General features: G+C 45.1%; 20 protein-coding genes. All 20 read right to left on the reverse strand.

The window, feature by feature from the left end:
- Positions 1-21 precede the first annotated feature (21 nt).
- Complete coding sequence (locus ESE_RS0100910; RefSeq protein ID WP_010369715.1) at positions 22-564, reverse strand: CvpA family protein; 543 nt, start codon at positions 562-564, stop codon at positions 22-24.
- The gene (gene zapA, locus ESE_RS0100915; protein WP_010369719.1) at positions 564-794 is read right to left on the reverse strand and encodes a cell division protein ZapA; all 231 of its coding nucleotides are present in this window, start codon (positions 792-794) and stop codon (positions 564-566) included. Before zapA ends, ESE_RS0100910 begins: the two co-directional genes overlap by 1 nt.
- Positions 795-890: 96 nt before the next feature.
- On the reverse strand, positions 891-1,139 hold the full coding sequence (locus ESE_RS0100920) for a hypothetical protein (protein ID WP_010369722.1): 249 nt from the start codon (positions 1,137-1,139) through the stop codon (positions 891-893).
- A 221-nt stretch (positions 1,140-1,360) separates the two neighbouring features.
- A complete protein-coding gene (gene yihA, locus ESE_RS0100925) occupies positions 1,361-1,990 on the reverse strand; it encodes a ribosome biogenesis GTP-binding protein YihA/YsxC (RefSeq protein WP_010369725.1) in 630 nt (209 codons plus the stop codon).
- Positions 1,991-2,003: 13 nt separating this feature from the next.
- A complete protein-coding gene (gene clpX / locus ESE_RS0100930) occupies positions 2,004-3,257 on the reverse strand; it encodes an ATP-dependent Clp protease ATP-binding subunit ClpX (protein WP_010369727.1) in 1,254 nt (417 codons plus the stop codon).
- 169 nt (positions 3,258-3,426) lie between these two features.
- Entirely contained in the window at positions 3,427-4,716 is a 1,290-nt protein-coding gene (gene tig, locus ESE_RS0100935; RefSeq protein ID WP_010369730.1) for a trigger factor, read from the reverse strand.
- 132 nt (positions 4,717-4,848) lie between these two features.
- Complete coding sequence (locus ESE_RS0100940; RefSeq protein ID WP_010369733.1) at positions 4,849-5,286, reverse strand: nucleoside 2-deoxyribosyltransferase; 438 nt, start codon at positions 5,284-5,286, stop codon at positions 4,849-4,851.
- 173 nt (positions 5,287-5,459) lie between these two features.
- Positions 5,460-6,647 (reverse strand): elongation factor Tu, encoded by a 1,188-nt coding sequence (gene tuf / locus ESE_RS0100945; protein WP_010369738.1) that lies wholly within the window; start codon positions 6,645-6,647, stop codon positions 5,460-5,462.
- Between the two features lie 215 nt (positions 6,648-6,862).
- Positions 6,863-7,780, reverse strand: coding sequence for a hypothetical protein (locus ESE_RS0100950; protein WP_010369741.1), 918 nt, complete (start codon positions 7,778-7,780; stop codon positions 6,863-6,865).
- Between the two features lie 56 nt (positions 7,781-7,836).
- Positions 7,837-9,798 (reverse strand): ribonuclease J, encoded by a 1,962-nt coding sequence (locus ESE_RS0100955; RefSeq protein ID WP_010369744.1) that lies wholly within the window; start codon positions 9,796-9,798, stop codon positions 7,837-7,839.
- Between the two features lie 265 nt (positions 9,799-10,063).
- Positions 10,064-10,318, reverse strand: coding sequence for a 30S ribosomal protein S20 (gene rpsT, locus ESE_RS0100960; RefSeq protein WP_010369748.1), 255 nt, complete (start codon positions 10,316-10,318; stop codon positions 10,064-10,066).
- 54 nt (positions 10,319-10,372) lie between these two features.
- The gene (gene rpsO / locus ESE_RS0100965; protein ID WP_003609971.1) at positions 10,373-10,642 is read right to left on the reverse strand and encodes a 30S ribosomal protein S15; all 270 of its coding nucleotides are present in this window, start codon (positions 10,640-10,642) and stop codon (positions 10,373-10,375) included.
- Positions 10,643-10,781: 139 nt separating this feature from the next.
- Positions 10,782-11,804, reverse strand: a complete 1,023-nt coding sequence (gene holA / locus ESE_RS0100970; protein ID WP_010369760.1) for a DNA polymerase III subunit delta — start codon at positions 11,802-11,804, stop codon at positions 10,782-10,784.
- Positions 11,805-11,842: 38 nt separating this feature from the next.
- Positions 11,843-13,969 carry a ComEC/Rec2 family competence protein gene (locus ESE_RS0100975; protein WP_223824471.1) on the reverse strand — a complete coding sequence of 709 codons (2,127 nt, stop codon included), beginning with the start codon at positions 13,967-13,969 and terminating at the stop codon, positions 11,843-11,845.
- Positions 13,970-14,106: 137 nt separating this feature from the next.
- Entirely contained in the window at positions 14,107-14,784 is a 678-nt protein-coding gene (locus tag ESE_RS0100980) for a ComEA family DNA-binding protein (protein WP_010369766.1), read from the reverse strand.
- 93 nt (positions 14,785-14,877) lie between these two features.
- Positions 14,878-15,162, reverse strand: a complete 285-nt coding sequence (locus ESE_RS0100985; RefSeq protein ID WP_010369769.1) for a DUF1292 domain-containing protein — start codon at positions 15,160-15,162, stop codon at positions 14,878-14,880.
- A 66-nt stretch (positions 15,163-15,228) separates the two neighbouring features.
- Positions 15,229-15,513, reverse strand: coding sequence for a DUF1292 domain-containing protein (locus ESE_RS0100990; RefSeq protein ID WP_010369772.1), 285 nt, complete (start codon positions 15,511-15,513; stop codon positions 15,229-15,231).
- A 12-nt stretch (positions 15,514-15,525) separates the two neighbouring features.
- A complete protein-coding gene (ruvX, locus tag ESE_RS0100995; protein WP_010369776.1) occupies positions 15,526-15,960 on the reverse strand; it encodes a Holliday junction resolvase RuvX in 435 nt (144 codons plus the stop codon).
- 64 nt (positions 15,961-16,024) lie between these two features.
- The gene (locus ESE_RS0101000) at positions 16,025-16,276 is read right to left on the reverse strand and encodes an IreB family regulatory phosphoprotein (RefSeq protein ID WP_010369780.1); all 252 of its coding nucleotides are present in this window, start codon (positions 16,274-16,276) and stop codon (positions 16,025-16,027) included.
- A gap of 42 nt (positions 16,277-16,318) precedes the next feature.
- Positions 16,319-18,967, reverse strand: coding sequence for an alanine--tRNA ligase (gene alaS / locus ESE_RS0101005; protein ID WP_010369783.1), 2,649 nt, complete (start codon positions 18,965-18,967; stop codon positions 16,319-16,321).
- Positions 18,968-19,168: the final 201 nt, after the last annotated feature.

Consider the following 19,168-nt stretch of genomic DNA (forward strand, 5'->3'; position numbering starts at 1 on the left):
TCTAATATCTCTATTTCTGCCCTACTGGAGAATCCACCATTGATAGATGGCGTCTGAGAAGTAAGGTGTTTGATTTAACATCCACTGGGCGACGGGTGACTGAATCATCGCGTCGTGATACCAAGGGATTTCTAATGTCTGTGTTAATTGTAAAACAAAGAAGATTTCAATGTAGACTAAAAGGCCGTATACAAGCAGGCCAGCCAAGCGATTTAGTTTACCTAAAACAGGAACCTTATTAATAAAACGCAGACTGCGTTCAATCGACCGCAGGACCAGCGACCCGCCAAACATCAAGATTCCAAACGCTAATCCTGACGCCAGAAATTCATTTGCTTTATCAGCTAGCACAGTTGGTACACCGTTTGCGGCCCATCGTGCTTGGATTGTTGTCAAAAACGTCGCATGAATCCACGCCCCGAAGCGATGCGACAAAAGAATGGCAACCGCGTACACGATAAACCGGCCCCCGAACGAGACTAAACTACGTGTAAACCCGAGCGTATAACCACGCGTCATCGCAGCGACTAATAACACCAGAATGATAACTGATAGTAAATTCATTACTTATTAGCGTCCTTCTCGGCCTGCATCTTCAACTGATCTGATAGTGCATTAATGGCCAACAACGTTAGTAATTGATCGTCAGTTAAGTGTGGGGCTAGCTCGCGCATTTCGTTCAATTGTTGATTTGCCAAGTCGAACACAGCCTTCATGTGGGCTTGGGTCTCATTTGACGTAATGGTAATTGGCTTACCAAGGATTTCGCCTTTAAAGCGCATCTTTTCTGCCATGGTTTTGCCTTCCTTTCACGGATGTCGTTCTTATTTCATAATTTCCAGTATAGCAAAAAAACGCTGATGTTTCAGCGTTTTTCATTGACTTGCTAATTATCCTAGTGTTTGGTAATCCGAAGTAAATTCAGGTGCCTTCACAATTTTGAATGCTGGGCCGTTTTTGATTAGGTAATCACCACAATTACCAATACTATCAGGCTCATGCAATCGCAACTGGTTATCTGCCTTTGATTGCCAAGTCACAATACCCTTTTGCAATGCGTCCTGCACCCAAACAGCAGGTGCCGTATCGTCTGAGATTTGCCATGCCTCGACAATCATATCATTGTGTTTCACTTGCATATCGAGTCGCCTACTTTCTTTCTGCTTAGCGATTCTCTTCTCCCTAAGTACAATTTTACACCATGTCGGCACAAATTTACTGTTTGAACATTAGGTGAAACGGTTAACTTTTAGATAGTTAAATGGTCGTCGCGTTGTGACGAGCATGGCAGGTGTCAGCCAAGATATACTTAGTTGTTCAACCGCATAAAAAAGCACGCAATTTGCATGCGTGCTTTCGTTTAATCTTCGAATTCTTCTGGATAAAAATCCGTACCATCAAGCATACGGGCTTCTAGCCAGTCCCAGACGTTATCCTTACCATATTTGGTTTCTGATGAGAAAATCTCAAAGTCAGATACGTCAGGGTTAAATTGCAAACCGCGCTTGATATCTGCCTCAGCCTTATTCCACTTACCACGTGAAATCTTGTCAGCCTTCGTGGCAACAACCAAAACTGGTAGGCCGATGTCATCAGACGTCAACCAGTTGTACATCTCGATGTCTTCCTTAGAAGGCATGTGACGTGCATCCACCAGTTGCACAATACCCTTCAGTGGCTCACGGGTACGCAAGTATTCACCAATCATGACCGCAAACTCTTCACGGGCCTTCTTAGAAACCTTAGCATACCCATACCCAGGCACGTCGACGAAAAAGATTTGATCTTCCACCTTGTAGAAGTTCAAGGTTTGCGTCTTACCAGGTTGTGATGAGGTGCGGGCAAATGACTTGCGGTTAATCAAAACGTTCGTCAATGAAGACTTACCAACATTTGAACGACCAACGAATGCCACCTCAGGTAAACCATCAGTTGGGTATTGGCTGGCACGCACAGCGGACATTACCATTTCGACATTGTGTACTTCCATGATAAATCCTCCGTTAGTTTTGTTCTGTAACCATCTCTGGTTGCTCGTTACGTAATACAGCACCTTCAGTAATAATAACGCCGTTAACGTCATCACGTGATGGTACGTCGAACATTACGTCGCGCATCGTCTCCTCAATAATTGAACGCAAACCACGGGCACCCGTCTCACGCTCAATTGCCAAGTGTGCCATGGCCTTCAAGGCTTCAGGAGTAAACGTCAACGCAACTCCTTCGAGTGCCAACAAAGCCTGGTATTGCTTAACCAAAGCGTTCTTAGGTTCCGTCAAAATACGAACCAAATCATCTTCTGTCAACTCTTCCAATGCTGTCAAAATTGGCAAACGACCAATGAATTCTGGAATCAATCCAAAGCTCATCAAATCTTCAGGTACAACCTGTTGCATGATTGACTTGTCAGTATTCTTAAATTGTACTGTCTTAGAGTCCGTACCGAAACCAATTACCTTAGCTCCGACACGTTCCTTAACCATTTGTTCGATACCCGCGAAGGCACCACCGACGATGAACAAAATGTTTGTCGTGTCGATTTGAATGAACTCTTGGTTAGGGTGCTTACGACCGCCTTGAGGTGGAACGTTAGCAATGGTACCCTCTAGCATCTTCAAAAGTGCTTGTTGCACACCTTCACCAGAAACGTCACGTGTAATCGAAACGTTTTCGGCCTTCTTGGCAATCTTGTCAATTTCGTCGATGTAAATAATACCAGTTTCCGCGCGCTCGACATCATAGTCAGCGGCTTGGATCAACTTCAATAGAATGTTTTCAACGTCTTCACCAACGTATCCAGCTTCTGTCAAAGTCGTTGCATCCGCAATTGCGAATGGCACATTCAAAAGCTTAGCCATTGATTGTGCAATATACGTCTTACCTGACCCAGTAGGTCCGATCATGGCGATGTTAGACTTTTGCAGCTCAACACCTTCAGCCCCAGTATCACCCGTCAACATAGCGTTAACGCGCTTGTAGTGGTTGTAGACGGCAACTGCAAGAGTACGCTTAGCTTCGTCTTGTCCGATAACATATGAATTCAAGTTATCGACAATCTCTTGTGGTGTTTTCAAAGTCAATGTGCGCTCCAATGCATCTTGTTGCAAATCTTCATTAATAATATCTTGTGCCAAAGCCACACATTCATTACAAATGTATACGCCAGGCCCTGCGATAAGCTTCTTCACTTCTGTTGAAGCCTTACCACAGAATGAACAGTAGGCAATGCCGTTTGAATTATCGGTTGTATTAAACACTGTTCAACCTCCTGTAAGTTTTTAACGTTAGTCGAAACGTAAGTTACCTACTATTGTACCAGAGATTTTGTGTTTTTTTATACGATATTCTTAGGACTTATATAGTGTAACACTGCAAAAAGAGGTTAGACTCGAAAAAGTCTAACCTCTTAATTAACGTTGTTTAGAATTAAGCTTCAACAGCGTTTTCAACGATCATGTCAACAACTTGCTTGATAGCAATGTCGTGTGACAACATGTCGTCTGACAAAGCACCGCGAACAGCAGCTTCGTCCATACCGTATTGGTCAGCCAATGACTTTACTTCAGCAGCAACGTCTTCGTCCGTAGGCTTGATGTTTTCTGCCTTAACAATAGCTTCCAATACCAAGTTCGTCTTTACGCGACGCTCAGCACCTTCTTCGTATTGCTTGTGCAAATCATCTTCTGATGAACCAGTGATTTGGTAGTACAACTCTGGTGAGATACCTTGTTGTTGCATTGAAGCAAAGAATTGGTTCATTTGACGGTGAACGTCTTCGTGAATCATTGAATCAGGAATTTCTCCACCAGCAACTGATGCGTTGTCAACAACGGCTGAGATAGCAGCATCTTCCTTGGCATCCTTAGCAGCGTCTTCCTTTTCAGTCGTCAAACGTGCCTTAACCTTGTCCTTCAATTCTGCCAAAGTATCAACTTCTTCGTCGATGTCCTTTGCAAATTCGTCGTCCAATGCAGGAACTTCCTTAGCCTTAACTTCGTGCACAGTAACAACGAACAAAGCGTCCTTACCGGCCAAGTCAGCAGCTTGGTATTCTTCTGGGAACGTTACGTTTACGTTAACAACGTCATCGGCCTTGGCACCAACCAATTGGTCTTCGAAGCCAGGGATGAATGAGTTTGAACCCAATTCAAGTGAGTAGTTGTCACCCTTACCACCGTCGAACTCAACACCGTCAACTGAACCAACGAAGTCGATAACAACCGTGTCACCGTTCTTTGCAGGAGCGTCAACCAAAACCAATTCTGCTTGACCTTCTTGCAAACGAGCGATTTCGGCATCCAATTCTTCATCAGAAACAGTAACGTCTGATGCAGGAACCTTAACACCCTTGTAGTCGCCCAATTCGATTTCTGGAGCCAATTCAACTTCAGCAGTCAAAACCCAAGCTTCATCCTTGTTCATTGACTCTGCGTCGATCTTTGGTTGACCAACAGTCGTAACACCTGCTTCTGCAACTGCATCAGCGTAAACATCTGGCAAAACGATGTTCAAAGCGTCTTGGTACAATGACTCTTCACCGTACATTTGAATAAAGACTTGCTTAGGCATCTTACCCTTACGGAAACCAGGAACCGTAATTTGCTTCTTAACGTCGTTAAATGCGGCGTCGATACCCTTTTCGTATACGTCAACAGGAACTTCGAACTTGATCGTTCCCTTGTTGCCTTCACCCTTAGTGAAAACTGCGTTAGCCATGTTTATTCCTCCAATAGTAACCAACTAATAGTCAGTTACATATATTATCTTTACATACTTTATAAGTTTACCGGAAAGTGCCTATTTTGGCAATAATTCTAGGCCGAAAATCGACTGTAAACCCGTAATTTACTAGAACAATTGTCCTTCAAACTTTGATTCAGGATAGTTCTTGAAATCATAAGTTGCCAAATCTTCAGCCTTGTTCACAAAGGCAGTCAAAGATTCAGTTAACATCAAGTTCGTCTTGTAATCAGTCTCTTCAACCATGATGATTGGCTTCTTTAAGGCCCAAGCCATACCAGCTTCAAAGGCAGTCCCTGAGTCTGCATCGTCATCACGGAAATCAGCGACAACAACCAAGGCGTCTGCATCAAGCACTTGTGTCACATCACGACGGAACACTTCAGCCGCCCAGGCTGGCGTGTATTCAGGGTTATCCGTCTTTTGGTGGTGACGTGGTGAGTAGAAGTCAGTAACCGTTGGGTTCGCTTCCAGTGCTGCCTCAATACGTGCAACACGATCAACTTGTTCGTCACTAAAGAATGGTGCGGCCAAATAAATTTGCATGATGTAAAATCCCTCTATTTGTAAAATTTGTATAGTTCACTTTACCACATCTCGTGACATTTGCTAACCGGAGAAATAAGAAAAAAAGAGAGTTATTACACCATAAGATGTAATAACTCTCTTTTAAAAGCGCAGCCTAAGCTACATTGGAAAATTCTACGTTAAACGTAAAATTAGTCCTTGATTTCTGAAACAGTTCCGGCACCGACAGTACGTCCACCTTCACGAACCGTAAACTTCAATCCCTTTTCGATGGCAACTGGTGCGATCAATTCGATATCGAATGTTACGTTATCACCAGGCATAACCATTTCTACGCCTTCTGGCAATTCAACAACACCAGTAACGTCAGTCGTGTGGAAGTAGAATTGTGGACGGTAGTTAGTGAAGAATGGCGTGTGACGGCCTCCTTCTTCCTTAGTCAAAACATAAACTTCGGCCAAGAACTTAGTGTGCGTTTGGATTGAACCAGGCTTAGCCAAAACTTGACCACGCTCGATTTCCTTACGATCAACACCACGCAACAATGCACCGATGTTATCACCAGCTTGACCTTGTTGCATTGACTTACGGAACATTTCGATTCCAGTAACAACAGTCTTGCGAACTTCTTCCTTCAAACCAACGATTTCAACTTCGTCGTTCAAGTTAACAGTTCCACGGTCGATACGACCTGAAGCAACAGTACCACGACCAGTGATCGTAAATACGTCTTCGACTGGCATCAAGAATGGCTTGTCAGTGTCACGCTCTGGAGTAGGAATGTATGAGTCAACAGTGTCCATCAACTCTTCGATAACCTTAACTTGTTCTGCGTCACCTTCCAAAGCCTTCAAGGCTGAACCGCGGATAACTGGAATGTCATCCCCAGGGAAATCGTATTCTGACAACAATTCACGAACTTCCATTTCAACCAAGTCGATCAACTCTTCGTCGTCAACCAAGTCAACCTTGTTCAAGAATACAACCAAGTAGTCAACACCAACTTGGCGAGCCAACAAGATGTGCTCACGAGTTTGTGGCATAGGACCGTCAGTTGAAGCAACAACCAAGATAGCACCGTCCATTTGGGCAGCACCAGTGATCATGTTCTTAACGTAGTCCGCGTGACCAGGGGCGTCGATGTGGGCGTAGTGACGAGCTTCCGTCTCGTACTCGATGTGAGCAGTGTTGATCGTGATACCACGCTCACGCTCTTCAGGAGCAGCGTCGATAGCAGCAAAGTCTTGTTGCTCAGCCAAACCCTTGTCAGCCAATACCTTTGAGATAGCGGCAGTCAAAGTAGTCTTACCGTGGTCGACGTGACCGATAGTTCCAATGTTAACGTGAGGCTTAGTGCGCTCGAAATTTTCCTTAGCCAAAAGCTTGTCCTCCTAATATTCGCATGTTAGTCCTTTATTGGGCTAACCCTTATTGCTTACGTATTATTATACTACATTCTTAAAAGAACTAAAACAACTTGGTGCGAAAATCTTTAGTAATTTCTCTTTATGAGACTGGAATTATTATATATAACTTCGTGTTAATTGTAAATAATTTTTATCTTTTTTTGCAAACTGATTTTAAAAAGCCGGTTTTACGCCATTAAAGCTAACATTTCAGCCTGTAATTTTGCGCGCCATTCGCGCTGTTCCACTGCTTCTTCTGGCATCGGATTGCCAAGCGACTCAGCAATTAAGCCGGCAACCCAACTTTTAGTTTCAATTGCAACCCTTTCTAAGACGGGGTAAGCAATCATAAGCATCAATCGGACTTGTTCTGCCAGGCCATGAATCATAGCAGGCCCAACTGTTCGTTCATACGATTGTAATTCAGTCACAATAGCTTGATACTGAACCATATTTTCAATAGATTCAAGTTGGGCTGGTACAACCGTCAGTGTGCCTCCGTCAAGCCACACCATATCAACTGACTGCGTCACTCGTAAACGGCGTAACCGGTCCAAGACTGATACACGTGAAATGGCCGTTAAAAATGGGTCCAATAAGACGAAACGTGCCCCAACTAGATACTCATCTAGTGGCAATTTGTCGGCTGCAATCAACCGTTCCCGTTGACTGATTGCATCCCCGTCGCTCAAATGATAAAAATGACGCGCAATCGTTGTGATTGTTGCCTGTTGCGTTTGCCGAGCTGTCATTTCTGCCGTCACAACTTGGGCCATCAAGTCGGCGCGTTGCGTCTCCGGTAACCACATAATAAATTCGCGGGCCGTCAAAAATTGTTGATTATGCAAGGCAACCGTCACGTATAATTGCGCTGTTTCGGCAGTCGCTAGGTAACTGTCAATAAATTCGTCAGCAAACAACTGTGCAGTCTTATATTGACCATCTGCCAATAGTACGCGCGTCAGCAACTGGTTGATTGCTGGTGTTTGCTTGAGATCGTAAGCTTCATCCAATGCATCTAAAGCTGGGCCGTATGAATGCTCGTCAAAAGCAGCTTGCCCTTTTGCCACTAAGCGAGCAAATCGTTCTTCTTCCTCTGGTGTCATGCCCTCACCTTTCTAGATTGAAGAAGCGCCGATTCCTAAGAACCGACGCTTCTTTTTTATTCTGCACTTACTGGTTGTTCACCTTGTGTTGCCTTTGGCTTACGACGACGTGGGCGACGCTTCTTTTTCTTAGCGCCTTCCTCCGTAGCCCCCGCTGGCTTTACTTGTTGATTAGCCGGTGCTTGTTGTTTCTTTTGTTGTGCGCCATTACCTTGTCCTTGTGCACCAGGCACTTTTTTCTTAGGCTTTGGCTTGCGGGCAGCTTGCTTTGGAGCTGCTACCGGCTTGTCCGTTGACTTGTTATTCGTCTTGCTTGCAGAGCGCTTGCGACGACGGCCATTTTGATTAGCTTCCATGATAACTGGTAAAATCACTGGCTTACGACGAGTTTGCTCAAATAGGAACTTACCCAAGGCATCACGTACTGAATTCTTCAAGTTACCCCAATCGAATTCCTTCGTGTTCTTAATGCCTTCAGCAACTGTCTTTTCAACCAATTCCCCGGCTTCACGAATCAAATCACGTGACGTCTTCACATAGACGAAACCACGTGAGTCAATCTTAGGTGTTGCGACAATCTTTTTCTTCTTACGATCAATCGTTACAACGGCGATAAAGACCCCATCTTCTGACAAGATGCGACGATCGTTTAGCACGATTGAGCCAATATCACCAACACCAGAACCATCAATCATTGTTGAGCCGACCTGGATTGAGCCACCCAAGAACATTTGCTCGCCATCCCAACGCAGGTTATCACCCTTCGCCAACAACCAAACGTGGTCATCATCGTAACCAACTTGTTCAGCCGCATGGTAAGCCGCATTCAAGACACGGTATTCACCTTGGATAGGAATCACATGTTGTGGCTTCAACAAGTTGAGCAACAATTGGAAATCTTCCTTTGACGCGTGGCCTGAAGACTTCTTATCCGTTGAAATTTGCTTAACTGAGGCACCGGCGCGGAACAACATATCACGTGTTCGCGCCACGTAACCTTCCATGGCCGTAGATGGTGTTGTTGTAATAAAGACTAAGTCGCCTTCTTGAATTTGGATGTTGCGGTCATCGCCTTGTGCCATACGTTGCAAATGACGAATTGGCTCACCCATCTTACCAGTTTCCAAAATAACAGTTTCTTCAGGTGCCAGCTTGCTCAAATTCTTCAAAGAAACGAATAATTCGTTTTCAGGCATTGGCAAGTGCAACTTCTTCAAACGAAGGGCTGTGCGGACAACCTTTTCCAAATCGTTACCTGAGATAACGATTTTACGGTCAACCTTGTAAGCAGCATCAATAACTTGCTGGATACGTTGAATGTTTGAAGCCACTGCGGCGACGATGATACGGCCGTTCTTATGTGCACGGAATGAGTCCAAAACGTACTCTGCAAGTTCTGATTCGTGTGCTGACAAACCATAGCTTGCTGTACCGGCAGCATCAGCCAAGACAGCAATTACACCCTTGGCACCAATTTGTGCGAGACGCGCTAAATCAGTTCGGTAGTATGGCAATGCCGTCGTATCAATTTTAAAGTCACCAGTGTAAACAATTTGCCCCTCTGGTGTTTCGATAACGATCCCCAATGATTCTGGAATCGTGTGTGTGGTCTCAAAAAATGAAACCGTTACATCCCCAAAGCTAACTTCTGAATTACCACGAACAACGTGATAATCATCAAACCCCTTTGCTTCTGGCTCAGCTTCAACAGCAAGCTTAGCCAATTCAATCGTTAATTCTGAACCAAAAACTGGCACCTTCACTTCACTTAACAAGTAAGGCAATGCACCAATTGCATCTGCGTGACCGTGTGTCAAAAAGACACCGGCAATCTTATCAGCGTTTTCTACCAAGTAGGCAAAATCTGGAATAACCACATCCACGCCAAGCAAATCGCTTTCTGGGTACTTCAACCCTGCATCCAAAATAAAAATGTCTTCACCGACGGTAACTGCATACATGTTCTTTCCGTTTTCACGTACGCCACCGAACGGCATAATACTTAATGTCGTTGTCATAATGTTCCTATTCTCGTTGTCTTTCACGGGTCAGCACAACCCAAACGTTTGTATGATTTATTCCAGTTTACCACAGTTTGAAGGCGGTACCAACAACAAGAAAAATAAAAATGGCGAACACCTGATCGACAACACCGATTAAGCTGTCTGATAGTTATATAACAAAAAAGAGCAAGTCCATAACAGACTTGCTCTTTTTATCAAACATCATTTGCGAACAAATAACATTTGATGTGGGATATAATCCCTATTTAGCTAACGTTGATTACTTGTTCAACAAAGCTGACAAACGTGACTTGTCACGTGAAGCCTTGTTCTTAGCAATCAAGCCCTTTGAAGCGGCACGGTCGATAGCTGATGAAGCGTTAACAAACAACTCTTGCAAGTTGTCTGCACCAGCTTCAGCGGCCTTACGGAACTTCTTCACTTCAGTACGGTATGCACTCAATTGTGAGATGTTACGCTCGCGTTGCACCTTGTTCAAGCGGGCACGTTGGATTGATGACTCAATAATTGGCATCGCTTTTCCCTCCGATGATAAATGTCAAAATAACGTACGTTGTTAATGTAAAAATTAACGACGCAATCCAAGCTTTTGGATCAACTCACGGTAACGTTGAACGTCGTTGTCACGCAAGTAACGCAACAAGTTACGACGGTGACCGATCTTCTTCATCAACCCACGTTGTGAGTGGAAGTCGTGCTTGTGCTCTGACATGTGTGCGTTCAATTCGTTGATGTCAGCAGTCAAAACTGCAACTTGAACTTCAACTGAACCAGTATCACCTTCGTGACGTGCGAATTCCTTGATGATTTCATTCTTGCGTTGTGCAGAAATAGCCATGTTGGATATCCACCTTTCTTTTGTATAGTCGCCTTAGACAACGTAGGACGACGGTGAACCGTCAAACATCGTAAAAGGTCGTGTGCTTTTGCACTTCAAATATAATACTAAACTTTCTAACGCAATGCAAGTAAAATTCCTAAGCAATATCTGCTTGATAGCGCAAGACAAATAATTCGAACAACAGTTCTGGTTCACGGGCTGTCGACTTAAGTTGTTCTTCCATCCCGACTAACCCTAAATAAGCTTTTGCTAATGCAGGGTAACTGAAGCGGCGAACAGTTTGACGCGCCAACTTAACGCGATATGGGTTAACCTTTAGCATTTTTGCAGTACCAGCTTCACTTTGCGTGGCTGATTTCACTTGCAATAGCAACCTGAACTGCCCGAGAATAGCTGCATGTAATCGAAGCGGTGCTTCACCACCCTCGATTAACTCGTGATACAGTTCGACTGCCCGTGTTAATTTACGATTCAACAACGCATTAATCAAGTCGAAAATATTTTCGCTCAAGGTACGTGTGACTAAAGCATCCACTGCTTGCTCATCAATTTGCTTCGTATCGTAGGCATACAGCATTAATTTATCCAGTTCAGACATAATTTGGGTCAATGACATATTCGTGAGTCGAACAAGTAGTTGGATGGCTGGGCCCGACATTTCAAAGCCGTTTTGCCGCAATTTATCCGTAATCATGCTACGAACATCTTTTTCTGTTAAATCACCAAAAGCTAAATAAGCTGCTTGTTCTTTCAACAACTTCACAACCTTCTTACGGCTATCAAGTTTTTCATAGGGTGCAAAAATCACCAAAACTGTTTGGGGCTCTGGATGTTCTGCATATGCAATCAAATCTTCGACATGATGTTCTACCTTTGTCCGGGGATTTTCACCGGTCAAGAAGTACGCGTCGTCAATCATGACAACCCGTCGATCACCAAAAAACGGTACCGATCGTGCATCATCTACAGCCACACCGAGTGGCGTTTCGCGCATATCAAATTGGGCCAAATTCAACGTGCGATCTTCATCCGGAATCAAGCTAACGAACGCTGATCGAACTTGATCAAGTAGATACTGGTCTGTTCCTTGAATCAGATAGATTGGCTTTAACGTTTGCTTGGCAACATCCTGTTGCACATCTCTTAGCGTAAGCGCCATGCTGCCTGCCTCCTCGTTTTTCTCATGTTTCTACTGTATCATGGTCGCCCCGGAAGTTGAATAGGTGATGTGATTTCTGCTTGCCACCGGTCACGCTTGCCTGACCAGCAATATTGCAACATACCACTTTCAGCAGTACTGAACACTTGCATGTTATTTTGGTAGGCTGTAACCAACGTTTCTTGATTGGGATGACCAAATCGATTCTTTACCCCTGCTGAAACAACGCCAACATTTGGTTGCAACCGCTGTACAAACTCGGAGGCCGTACTCGTTTTCGATCCGTGATGACCAAACTTTAGTATCGGCACCCGACCAAGCATCGGGTCATCTAATAGGTTTCGCTCGCCCGCCTGATCCAAATCACCAGTCAGCATCAGCCGTTTAGGTCCTGTCTCAACCAACACCGCTACAGAATCTTCGTTATCGCCTGCACCGGATTTAAACGGATGCTTCACTAACGTCCAACGATTCAAACGCATCCCAGCTTGCACTTCTTGTACCGAGGCACCCTTACAATGTGGTGCGACCAATTCCTGATAGGCCTCCGTTTGCATCATGCCCAGTGGCACGTAAATGTTATCAACAGGTATTTGTTGTAAAAAATGTGGCAAATTGCCAATATGGTCAATGTCTTTATGCGTCAGGACTAATTGTTGCACCCGTGTGATACCCTTTCCCCGCAAAAACTGCACCAATTGTTGTGCCTGAAAATCACGCTTCTGTGGGGTGGCCCATGGTGGTTGTGGCAAATTCATTTTGCCACCAACGTCCACCAGCATGACTTGCCGGGGTGCAAGTCGCACAATCGTTGCATCCCCTTGCCCAACGTCGGCGAACGCCACAAACCCGCCCGTTGCTAATCTTGGTAACAAAAACATCACGCCATAGATGACTAATAGCACCAAACCAATTGTCCGACGCCTGCGCCTCAACAGCCAACTAACTGTCCCAACCAAAGCAACACCGCTTAGCAACAACGGTGGCTGACCAAACACTAGCTCACCTGGTACACGGTCCATTTGCGCGATGCCAAACTGGATGCCGTTAATCAGCGCATTACAACATGACATGATAGGCGTCAGACCACACCAAGCCGCACCAATGCCAACTAACAGTACCGGAATAACTAACCATGTAAATACAGGCATCGCCACCAAATTTGCCAGAATACTAATCGGATGCCAAGCGTACGTATGCCACAACAGCACTGGTAAAATTAATACCGACAAAAAGATGCATTGCCACCAACCCGGTTTGCCTGTTAGCCATAAGAGGCCAAAAGTTAGCAGGTATGATAATTGGCCACCTAAATTATGTAACACCCCCGGTTCAAGTAATAAGCCCCCTAACAATGCAACGCCCCAAGCATCAACTGCTGACAAGCGGAGCCATCCCAATTCGCGCCAAGCTTGTGTTAACGCCAATAATACCGCCCGCACCAATGATTGGACACCGCCAGCAAATAGCAGCAACACAACTAAAAGCACTTGTACAATTAACAACGACCGTTCACGGGTAATGCCAATCCACCGACCGAACTTACGCCACAATACATAGACTCCCGCGACTTGAAAGCCTGAAATGCTAAACAAATGTACCAAACCCATCTTCTGAATACCAACGTTATCATCATAGAAGTCACGACGCGTATAACCCAAAAATAATGTTTCACCATAGTCACGCAACCCAGGTGGTAGCGTTTCAAACCAGGCAACTAATCGGCTGTGGCCCGTCCGAATCCGACTATTAATAAATGGCCATGCCCCCGTTGGCGTATCAACCTGCGTGATGGTCGCTTGCTTCACAACAAACTGATGAATAATCCCCCGACTTCGCCAATAACCAATCGGATCAAAATTATACGCATTCCGGCGTGGTTGGATCCCTTCATAATCGCCGACCCCGGTGACAACATAGCCCACATGCGTCGTCTGTAGCTGGCGAAACGTGGCTTCCTCACGGCAAAACCAAGTTAACCGCACCCGTTCCCGATTTGGCATCACCGCAAACCCTGTAATTGTTGTACCACTAAACTGTAGTTCATCGGCATGGATGCGAAACGTACTCTCAACTTTACCAGTTGGGCGTTGCGCTAATGCGGTTAGCTTTGCATCCTGTGCAATAAAAAAACCGACATAGCCAATCGTGATGAGTATCGTCAAAACAATGCGACACCGAAAACGAATTACGAGTAAGCTACTTAACCACAATAACAGCGGCACTGACCACCAAAATTGATAACGGATTACCGTGTTTAACCCGGCAATGTACAATGACAGGACTAACCAATAACCGGGCATTAAACCGTAACCAACGGAGCTAAGCGAGCATATGTCTTCTCCCCAATCCCAGCAACTTCCTGCAAGTCATCGACCGTCTTAAACCCACCCATCGTTTCACGCTGGGTCACAATATCCTGAGCCCGCTTTTCACCCACGCCTGGCAAGGTTTGCAATTCAACGACCGTCGCCGTGTTCAAATTGACAAGTGATGTTTCAGTGGCTGTTGTCGCTGACGTTGTCGATGGTGCGGTGGCGCTTGGTTGTCCCGGTAATGGATAGGCATCTGGCACTATTTCAGAACCGTTCGGTATATACAGTACCTGACCATTCGTCAAGGAGGCTGCCAGATTCAAGCGGGTGCGGTCGACAGTTGCCAATGTCCCGCCCGCTTTTTCAAGGGCATCCGCCATAATTGGTGGTACTGTAAATTTATAAACGCCTGGACGGTGCACAGCACCCTTCACATCAACCACGACGGTCGCCGATTGAACTGACGGCTGCACGGTCCGTGTAACCGAAACCGCTTTTTGTGTTGATTGGTCAGCCGCCACGCTTGGCGAAATATCTCGCGGTAATACTGGTGCGGTCTGTGAACACTGCCACCAAACAACTAACCCAATACCGATACCAATTAGGCCAGTTGCAAACCAAATCATATGCTGAAATCGATAATAATACGCTTTTAGATTTGCCATGTTTTTTCCTCCAGTAATAGAGACACATAACCAATCAAAAAGTCCAAAAAAAGACTGGTCCCAATTTTTCATCGGGATCAGTCTTAATCATCATTATTGTAAGTTTGGATCATTAAAGATCGTGTTCATCACTTCTTCAACCATATCAAATTCTGCATCAGTTTCGATTGGTTGCAACATACCTTCTTCATCATCCTTATTGTAGATGAATGGCATAATACCAACTTCTTCTTCGTCATCCCCATCCATCGCTGCATCTGCAGGGCCAAGGATGATGTATGACTTACCAAAATCTTCAGAGTCGAAAGAGAACAACTCAATAAATTCGTGTTCGTTGCCGTCCTCGTCAGTTAAGACGAACAATTCTGCGTCGTTCATTTTTACGTCCTTTCCAGTTAACAAAAAATGACCGATGCATCACCGGTCATTAATTGTACTAAAACATTAGTCTTCTTGCTCATCCAAGAATTGGTTCAAACGCTCTTCAACCATTGACCACTCTGCGTCGTCTTCGATTGGCGTCAAACCACCTTCAGTAGACGCAGCCGTCTCTTCAGGGTCGAAAATGTATGCTAACATTTCAACTTCTTCATCTTCGCCTGCCCCTGCTGGGTACAAGACGATGTATGACTTACCAAAATCTTCTGACTTAAACGTAAATAGCACTTCGAAAAGTTGCTCATCGCCGTTGTCGTCAACCAATGTGATAATGTCTTGCTCTTCGTCCATTATGTTTACCTCTTACTTTACAAGTGGTCCTTTGCGATCCAAATAGTTTTGGAGAATCAAAGCCGCCGCTAACTTATCAATAACCTGCTTACGCTTCTTACGAGACGCATCAGCTTCTTCAACAAGCATACGTTCTGCTTCAACCGTCGTCAAGCGCTCATCCTGAAAATCAATTGGCAAGCCAAATGTTTCCGTCAACAAATCACCATATGCACGTGCGGCATCGACGCGCGGACCGGATGTGTTATTCATGTTCTTTGGCAACCCAAGAACGAACCCCGTTGGTTGGAATTGTGCCACCAACTCCTTCATGCGCGCAATGCCAAACTCTTTCTCATCTTCATTAATGCGAATGATTTCAACACCTTGTGCTGTCCAACCGAGCAAGTCAGATACTGCCACACCAACTGTGCGTGATCCGACATCTAGACCCATTACGCGTCCCATATTATCTGACCTCTTCTTTCTGGACCAAAATTTCTCTTAAATCTCTCGGAATTTCTCAACCAAATTACTTAGACAAGTAATCCTTAACCAACGCTTCAATGATTTCATCACGTTCAAACTTGCGAATCAAATTACGCGCATCGTTTACACGTGGAATATATGCTGGATCGTTTGAAATCAAGTAACCAACAATTTGGTTGATTGGGTTGTAACCCTTTTCTTCCAACGCTGCGTACACAATCTCAAGTGTCTTACGTACGTCGTGTTCTTGGTTATTACCAAAATCAAAGACAGCTGTATTATCTAATGAAGTCATTTTCAGCCTCCTTCCGAGGTTCCCCTCAATAAAAATGCAAGTTTACTTTGCAGACAACCAATCTGCTGCTTGCGTAAATGCATCTGCAATACCCGCTGGGTTCTTACCACCCGCTTGGGCCATGTCTGGGCGACCACCGCCACCACCGCCGATAGCTGGTGCAATGGCCTTGATCAAATCACCGGCCTTAACACCCTTAGCAATCGCGTCTGGTGAAGCAGCAACCAACAAGTTAACCTTTTCACCCAAATTAGCAGCCAAAACCAACACATCTGACGGCGTTGCTTGCTTCCAGTTATCGGCTGTTGCACGCAACGCATCCATTGATTCAACGGCCATTTCAGTCGCGATAAACGTAAAGTTGCCAGCCGTTTGTACATCGTTGAACGCAGCATTGGCAGCTTGATTAGCCAGCTTTTGCTCCAATGAAGCCGCTTGACGCTCGGCATCCTTCAATTGTGCTTGCAAAGCAGCAATCTTATCGTTAACTTCTGACAATTGTGGTGCCTTAACTTGGGCCATTGCTTCGTTCAACCAAGCATCGTGTTGCTTGAACAAGTTCATTGCCCCCTGACCAGTCACTGCTTCGATACGACGTACACCGGCACCCGTACCTTGCTCGCTGACAATCTTGAACATCCCCAACTCAGCCGTTGAATTAGCGTGTGTTCCACCGTCAAACTCAACGTTGAAGTCACCGATTGAGACAACACGGACCTTCTCACCATACTTTTCAGTAAAGACTGCGACAGCCCCCAACTTCTTAGCTGATTCGATATCCGTTTCAACCCATGAAATTGGCAAGTTTTCAATAATCTTAGCGTTGATCAAATCTTCAATTTCTTGCAACTTCTCTGCTGAAACAGCGCCGTTGTAAGTAAAATCATAACGCAAACCATCTTCAGTGACCAATGAACCGGCTTGGGTTGTGTGTTCACCTAAGATGTTACGCAAAGCTTGGTCAAGCATGTGAGTCGCCGTGTGGTTCTTTGAAACCGCTGCGTGGTACGCACGGTTAACATCGAGCTTGTACGTCTCACCGGCCTTAATTTCTGCATTAACTTGCAATGTGTGCAAGTGTTGGCCATTAGGTGCATTTTGTACATCAACGACTTCAGCGACAACTTCGCCAGCTGCGTTAATGACAACACCGCGGTCAGCTACTTGACCACCCATTTCAGCGTAGAATGGCGTCACGTCAAAGATAACTTCGGCTTGACCATCCTTAGCAGACTCGACCAATTCATTATCAACAATCAGGTCTGTCAACTTAGCAGCATCAACTGTTAATTCTGACCAACCAACGTAGGTTGATTCTGTCTTCAAATCTGTCAACAAGGCATTTTGAACACCCATTGAAGCTGTGTTGCCACGAGCGGCACGGGCACGTTCTTGTTGCGCAGTCATTTCGGCATCGAAGCCAGCACGGTCAACTGTCAAGCCAGCATCAGCGGCTGATTCTTCCGTCAACTCGTATGGGAAGCCATATGTGTCATACATCTTAAAGGCAACCGCACCGTCGATAACACCACCGTTAGCCTTTGCTTCATCAATGACACCGTCCAACAATGACAAACCATCTGCCAACGTCTTGTTGAAGCGGACTTCTTCAGCTTCAACAACTGATGCAATGTAGTCTGCATTAGCCAAAACCTCAGGGTAGTAAGACTTCATAATCTCACCAACCACTGGGACCAAGTCCTTCAAGAAGACCTTATCAATCCCCAACTTGCGACCGTGCAAAACAGCACGACGAAGCAAACGACGAATGATGTAACCGCGACCTTCGTTTGATGGCAAAGCCCCATCACCGATGGCAAATGTTACGGCACGGGCGTGGTCAGCAATCACCTTGAATGAGATGTCCTTTTCAGGATCATCACCGTACTTGTATTGACCTGACATCTCTTCCGTCTTACGGATGATTGGCAAGAACAAGTCCGTTTCAAAGTTGGTCTTGGCATTTTGGAAAACAGAGACAACACGTTCGAGTCCCATACCCGTATCAATGTTCTTGTGTGGCAACTCAGGGTAATCCTTGTTGTCAGTCAAACCAGGCAAGTGGTTGTATTGTGAGAACACGATGTTCCAAATTTCCAAGTAACGTTCGTTTTCACCACCAGGGTAGTTTTCCTTGGCATCGTCGGCGTTAAATTCTTCACCGCGATCATAGAAAATTTCCGTATCTGGTCCTGAAGGTCCCTCACCGATATCCCAGAAGTTATCTGGTTCTTCGTACAAGTGGTCCTTAGGCAACCCCACAACGTTCAACCATATTTCCTTGGCCTCAGTATCATTTGGGTAAACCGTCACGTACAACTTTTCAGGGTCCATACCGTACCATTCTGGACTCGTCAACAATTCCCAAGCCCAAGGAATAACTTCAGGCTTAAAGTAGTCGCCAATTGAGAAGTTTCCCATCATTTCAAACAACGTGTGGTGACGGGCCGTGTGACCAACGTTCTCAATGTCATTCGTACGAATTGACTTTTGCGCGTTCGTAATACGGTGGTTTTCAGGTACAACTGAACCGTCGAAGTACTTCTTCAACGTTGCGACACCAGAGTTAATCCACAACAATGTTGGATCGTCCTTTGGAATCAATGATTGAGATGGCTCAATGCTGTGTCCCTTGCTTTCGAAGAAACGCAAAAACATATCACGGATCTCAGCTGATGATAATGGCTTCATCTTCCAATCCTCGCTTAAATAAATATCTAAAATAAAAACAGACCCCCATTGCAAAAACAGAGACGCCTACACGCGGTACCACTCTGCTTGCAATGATAGTCTGCATCATTACCTCTTTGAATGCCGTTAACGCTGGCGCACGGTTTGCTTTCACAAACAGCTATGAAGGTAGCATCACAAAAGGTTGAGCGTTGTTTACAT

The organism is Weissella cibaria KACC 11862 (genome assembly GCF_000193635.1).
GTDB classification, from domain to species: Bacteria; Bacillota; Bacilli; order Lactobacillales; family Lactobacillaceae; genus Weissella; species Weissella cibaria.

Excerpts from the sequence above, each read along its gene's own strand:
- tig (WP_010369730.1), bottom strand. The coding sequence starts at position 4,716 with ATGGCTAACGCAGTTTTCACTAAGGGTGAAGGCAACAAGGGAACGATC.
- ESE_RS0100940 (WP_010369733.1), bottom strand. The coding sequence starts at position 5,286 with ATGCAAATTTATTTGGCCGCACCATTCTTTAGTGACGAACAAGTTGAT.
- ESE_RS0100955 (WP_010369744.1), bottom strand. The coding sequence starts at position 9,798 with ATGACAACGACATTAAGTATTATGCCGTTCGGTGGCGTACGTGAAAAC.
- rpsT (WP_010369748.1), bottom strand. The coding sequence starts at position 10,318 with ATGCCAATTATTGAGTCATCAATCCAACGTGCCCGCTTGAACAAGGTG.
- rpsO (WP_003609971.1), bottom strand. The coding sequence starts at position 10,642 with ATGGCTATTTCTGCACAACGCAAGAATGAAATCATCAAGGAATTCGCA.
- alaS (WP_010369783.1), bottom strand. The coding sequence starts at position 18,967 with ATGAAGCCATTATCATCAGCTGAGATCCGTGATATGTTTTTGCGTTTC.
- ESE_RS0100910 (WP_010369715.1), bottom strand. The coding sequence starts at position 564 with ATGAATTTACTATCAGTTATCATTCTGGTGTTATTAGTCGCTGCGATG.
- ESE_RS0100920 (WP_010369722.1), bottom strand. The coding sequence starts at position 1,139 with ATGCAAGTGAAACACAATGATATGATTGTCGAGGCATGGCAAATCTCA.
- ESE_RS0100985 (WP_010369769.1), bottom strand. The coding sequence starts at position 15,162 with ATGAACGACGCAGAATTGTTCGTCTTAACTGACGAGGACGGCAACGAA.
- ESE_RS0100990 (WP_010369772.1), bottom strand. The coding sequence starts at position 15,513 with ATGGACGAAGAGCAAGACATTATCACATTGGTTGACGACAACGGCGAT.
- ESE_RS0101000 (WP_010369780.1), bottom strand. The coding sequence starts at position 16,276 with ATGACTTCATTAGATAATACAGCTGTCTTTGATTTTGGTAATAACCAA.
- yihA (WP_010369725.1), bottom strand. The coding sequence starts at position 1,990 with ATGGAAGTACACAATGTCGAAATGGTAATGTCCGCTGTGCGTGCCAGC.
- ruvX (WP_010369776.1), bottom strand. The coding sequence starts at position 15,960 with ATGGGACGCGTAATGGGTCTAGATGTCGGATCACGCACAGTTGGTGTG.
- holA (WP_010369760.1), bottom strand. The coding sequence starts at position 11,804 with ATGGCGCTTACGCTAAGAGATGTGCAACAGGATGTTGCCAAGCAAACG.
- ESE_RS0100950 (WP_010369741.1), bottom strand. The coding sequence starts at position 7,780 with ATGACACCAGAGGAAGAAGAACGATTTGCTCGCTTAGTGGCAAAAGGG.
- zapA (WP_010369719.1), bottom strand. The coding sequence starts at position 794 with ATGGCAGAAAAGATGCGCTTTAAAGGCGAAATCCTTGGTAAGCCAATT.
- ESE_RS0100980 (WP_010369766.1), bottom strand. The coding sequence starts at position 14,784 with ATGGCAAATCTAAAAGCGTATTATTATCGATTTCAGCATATGATTTGG.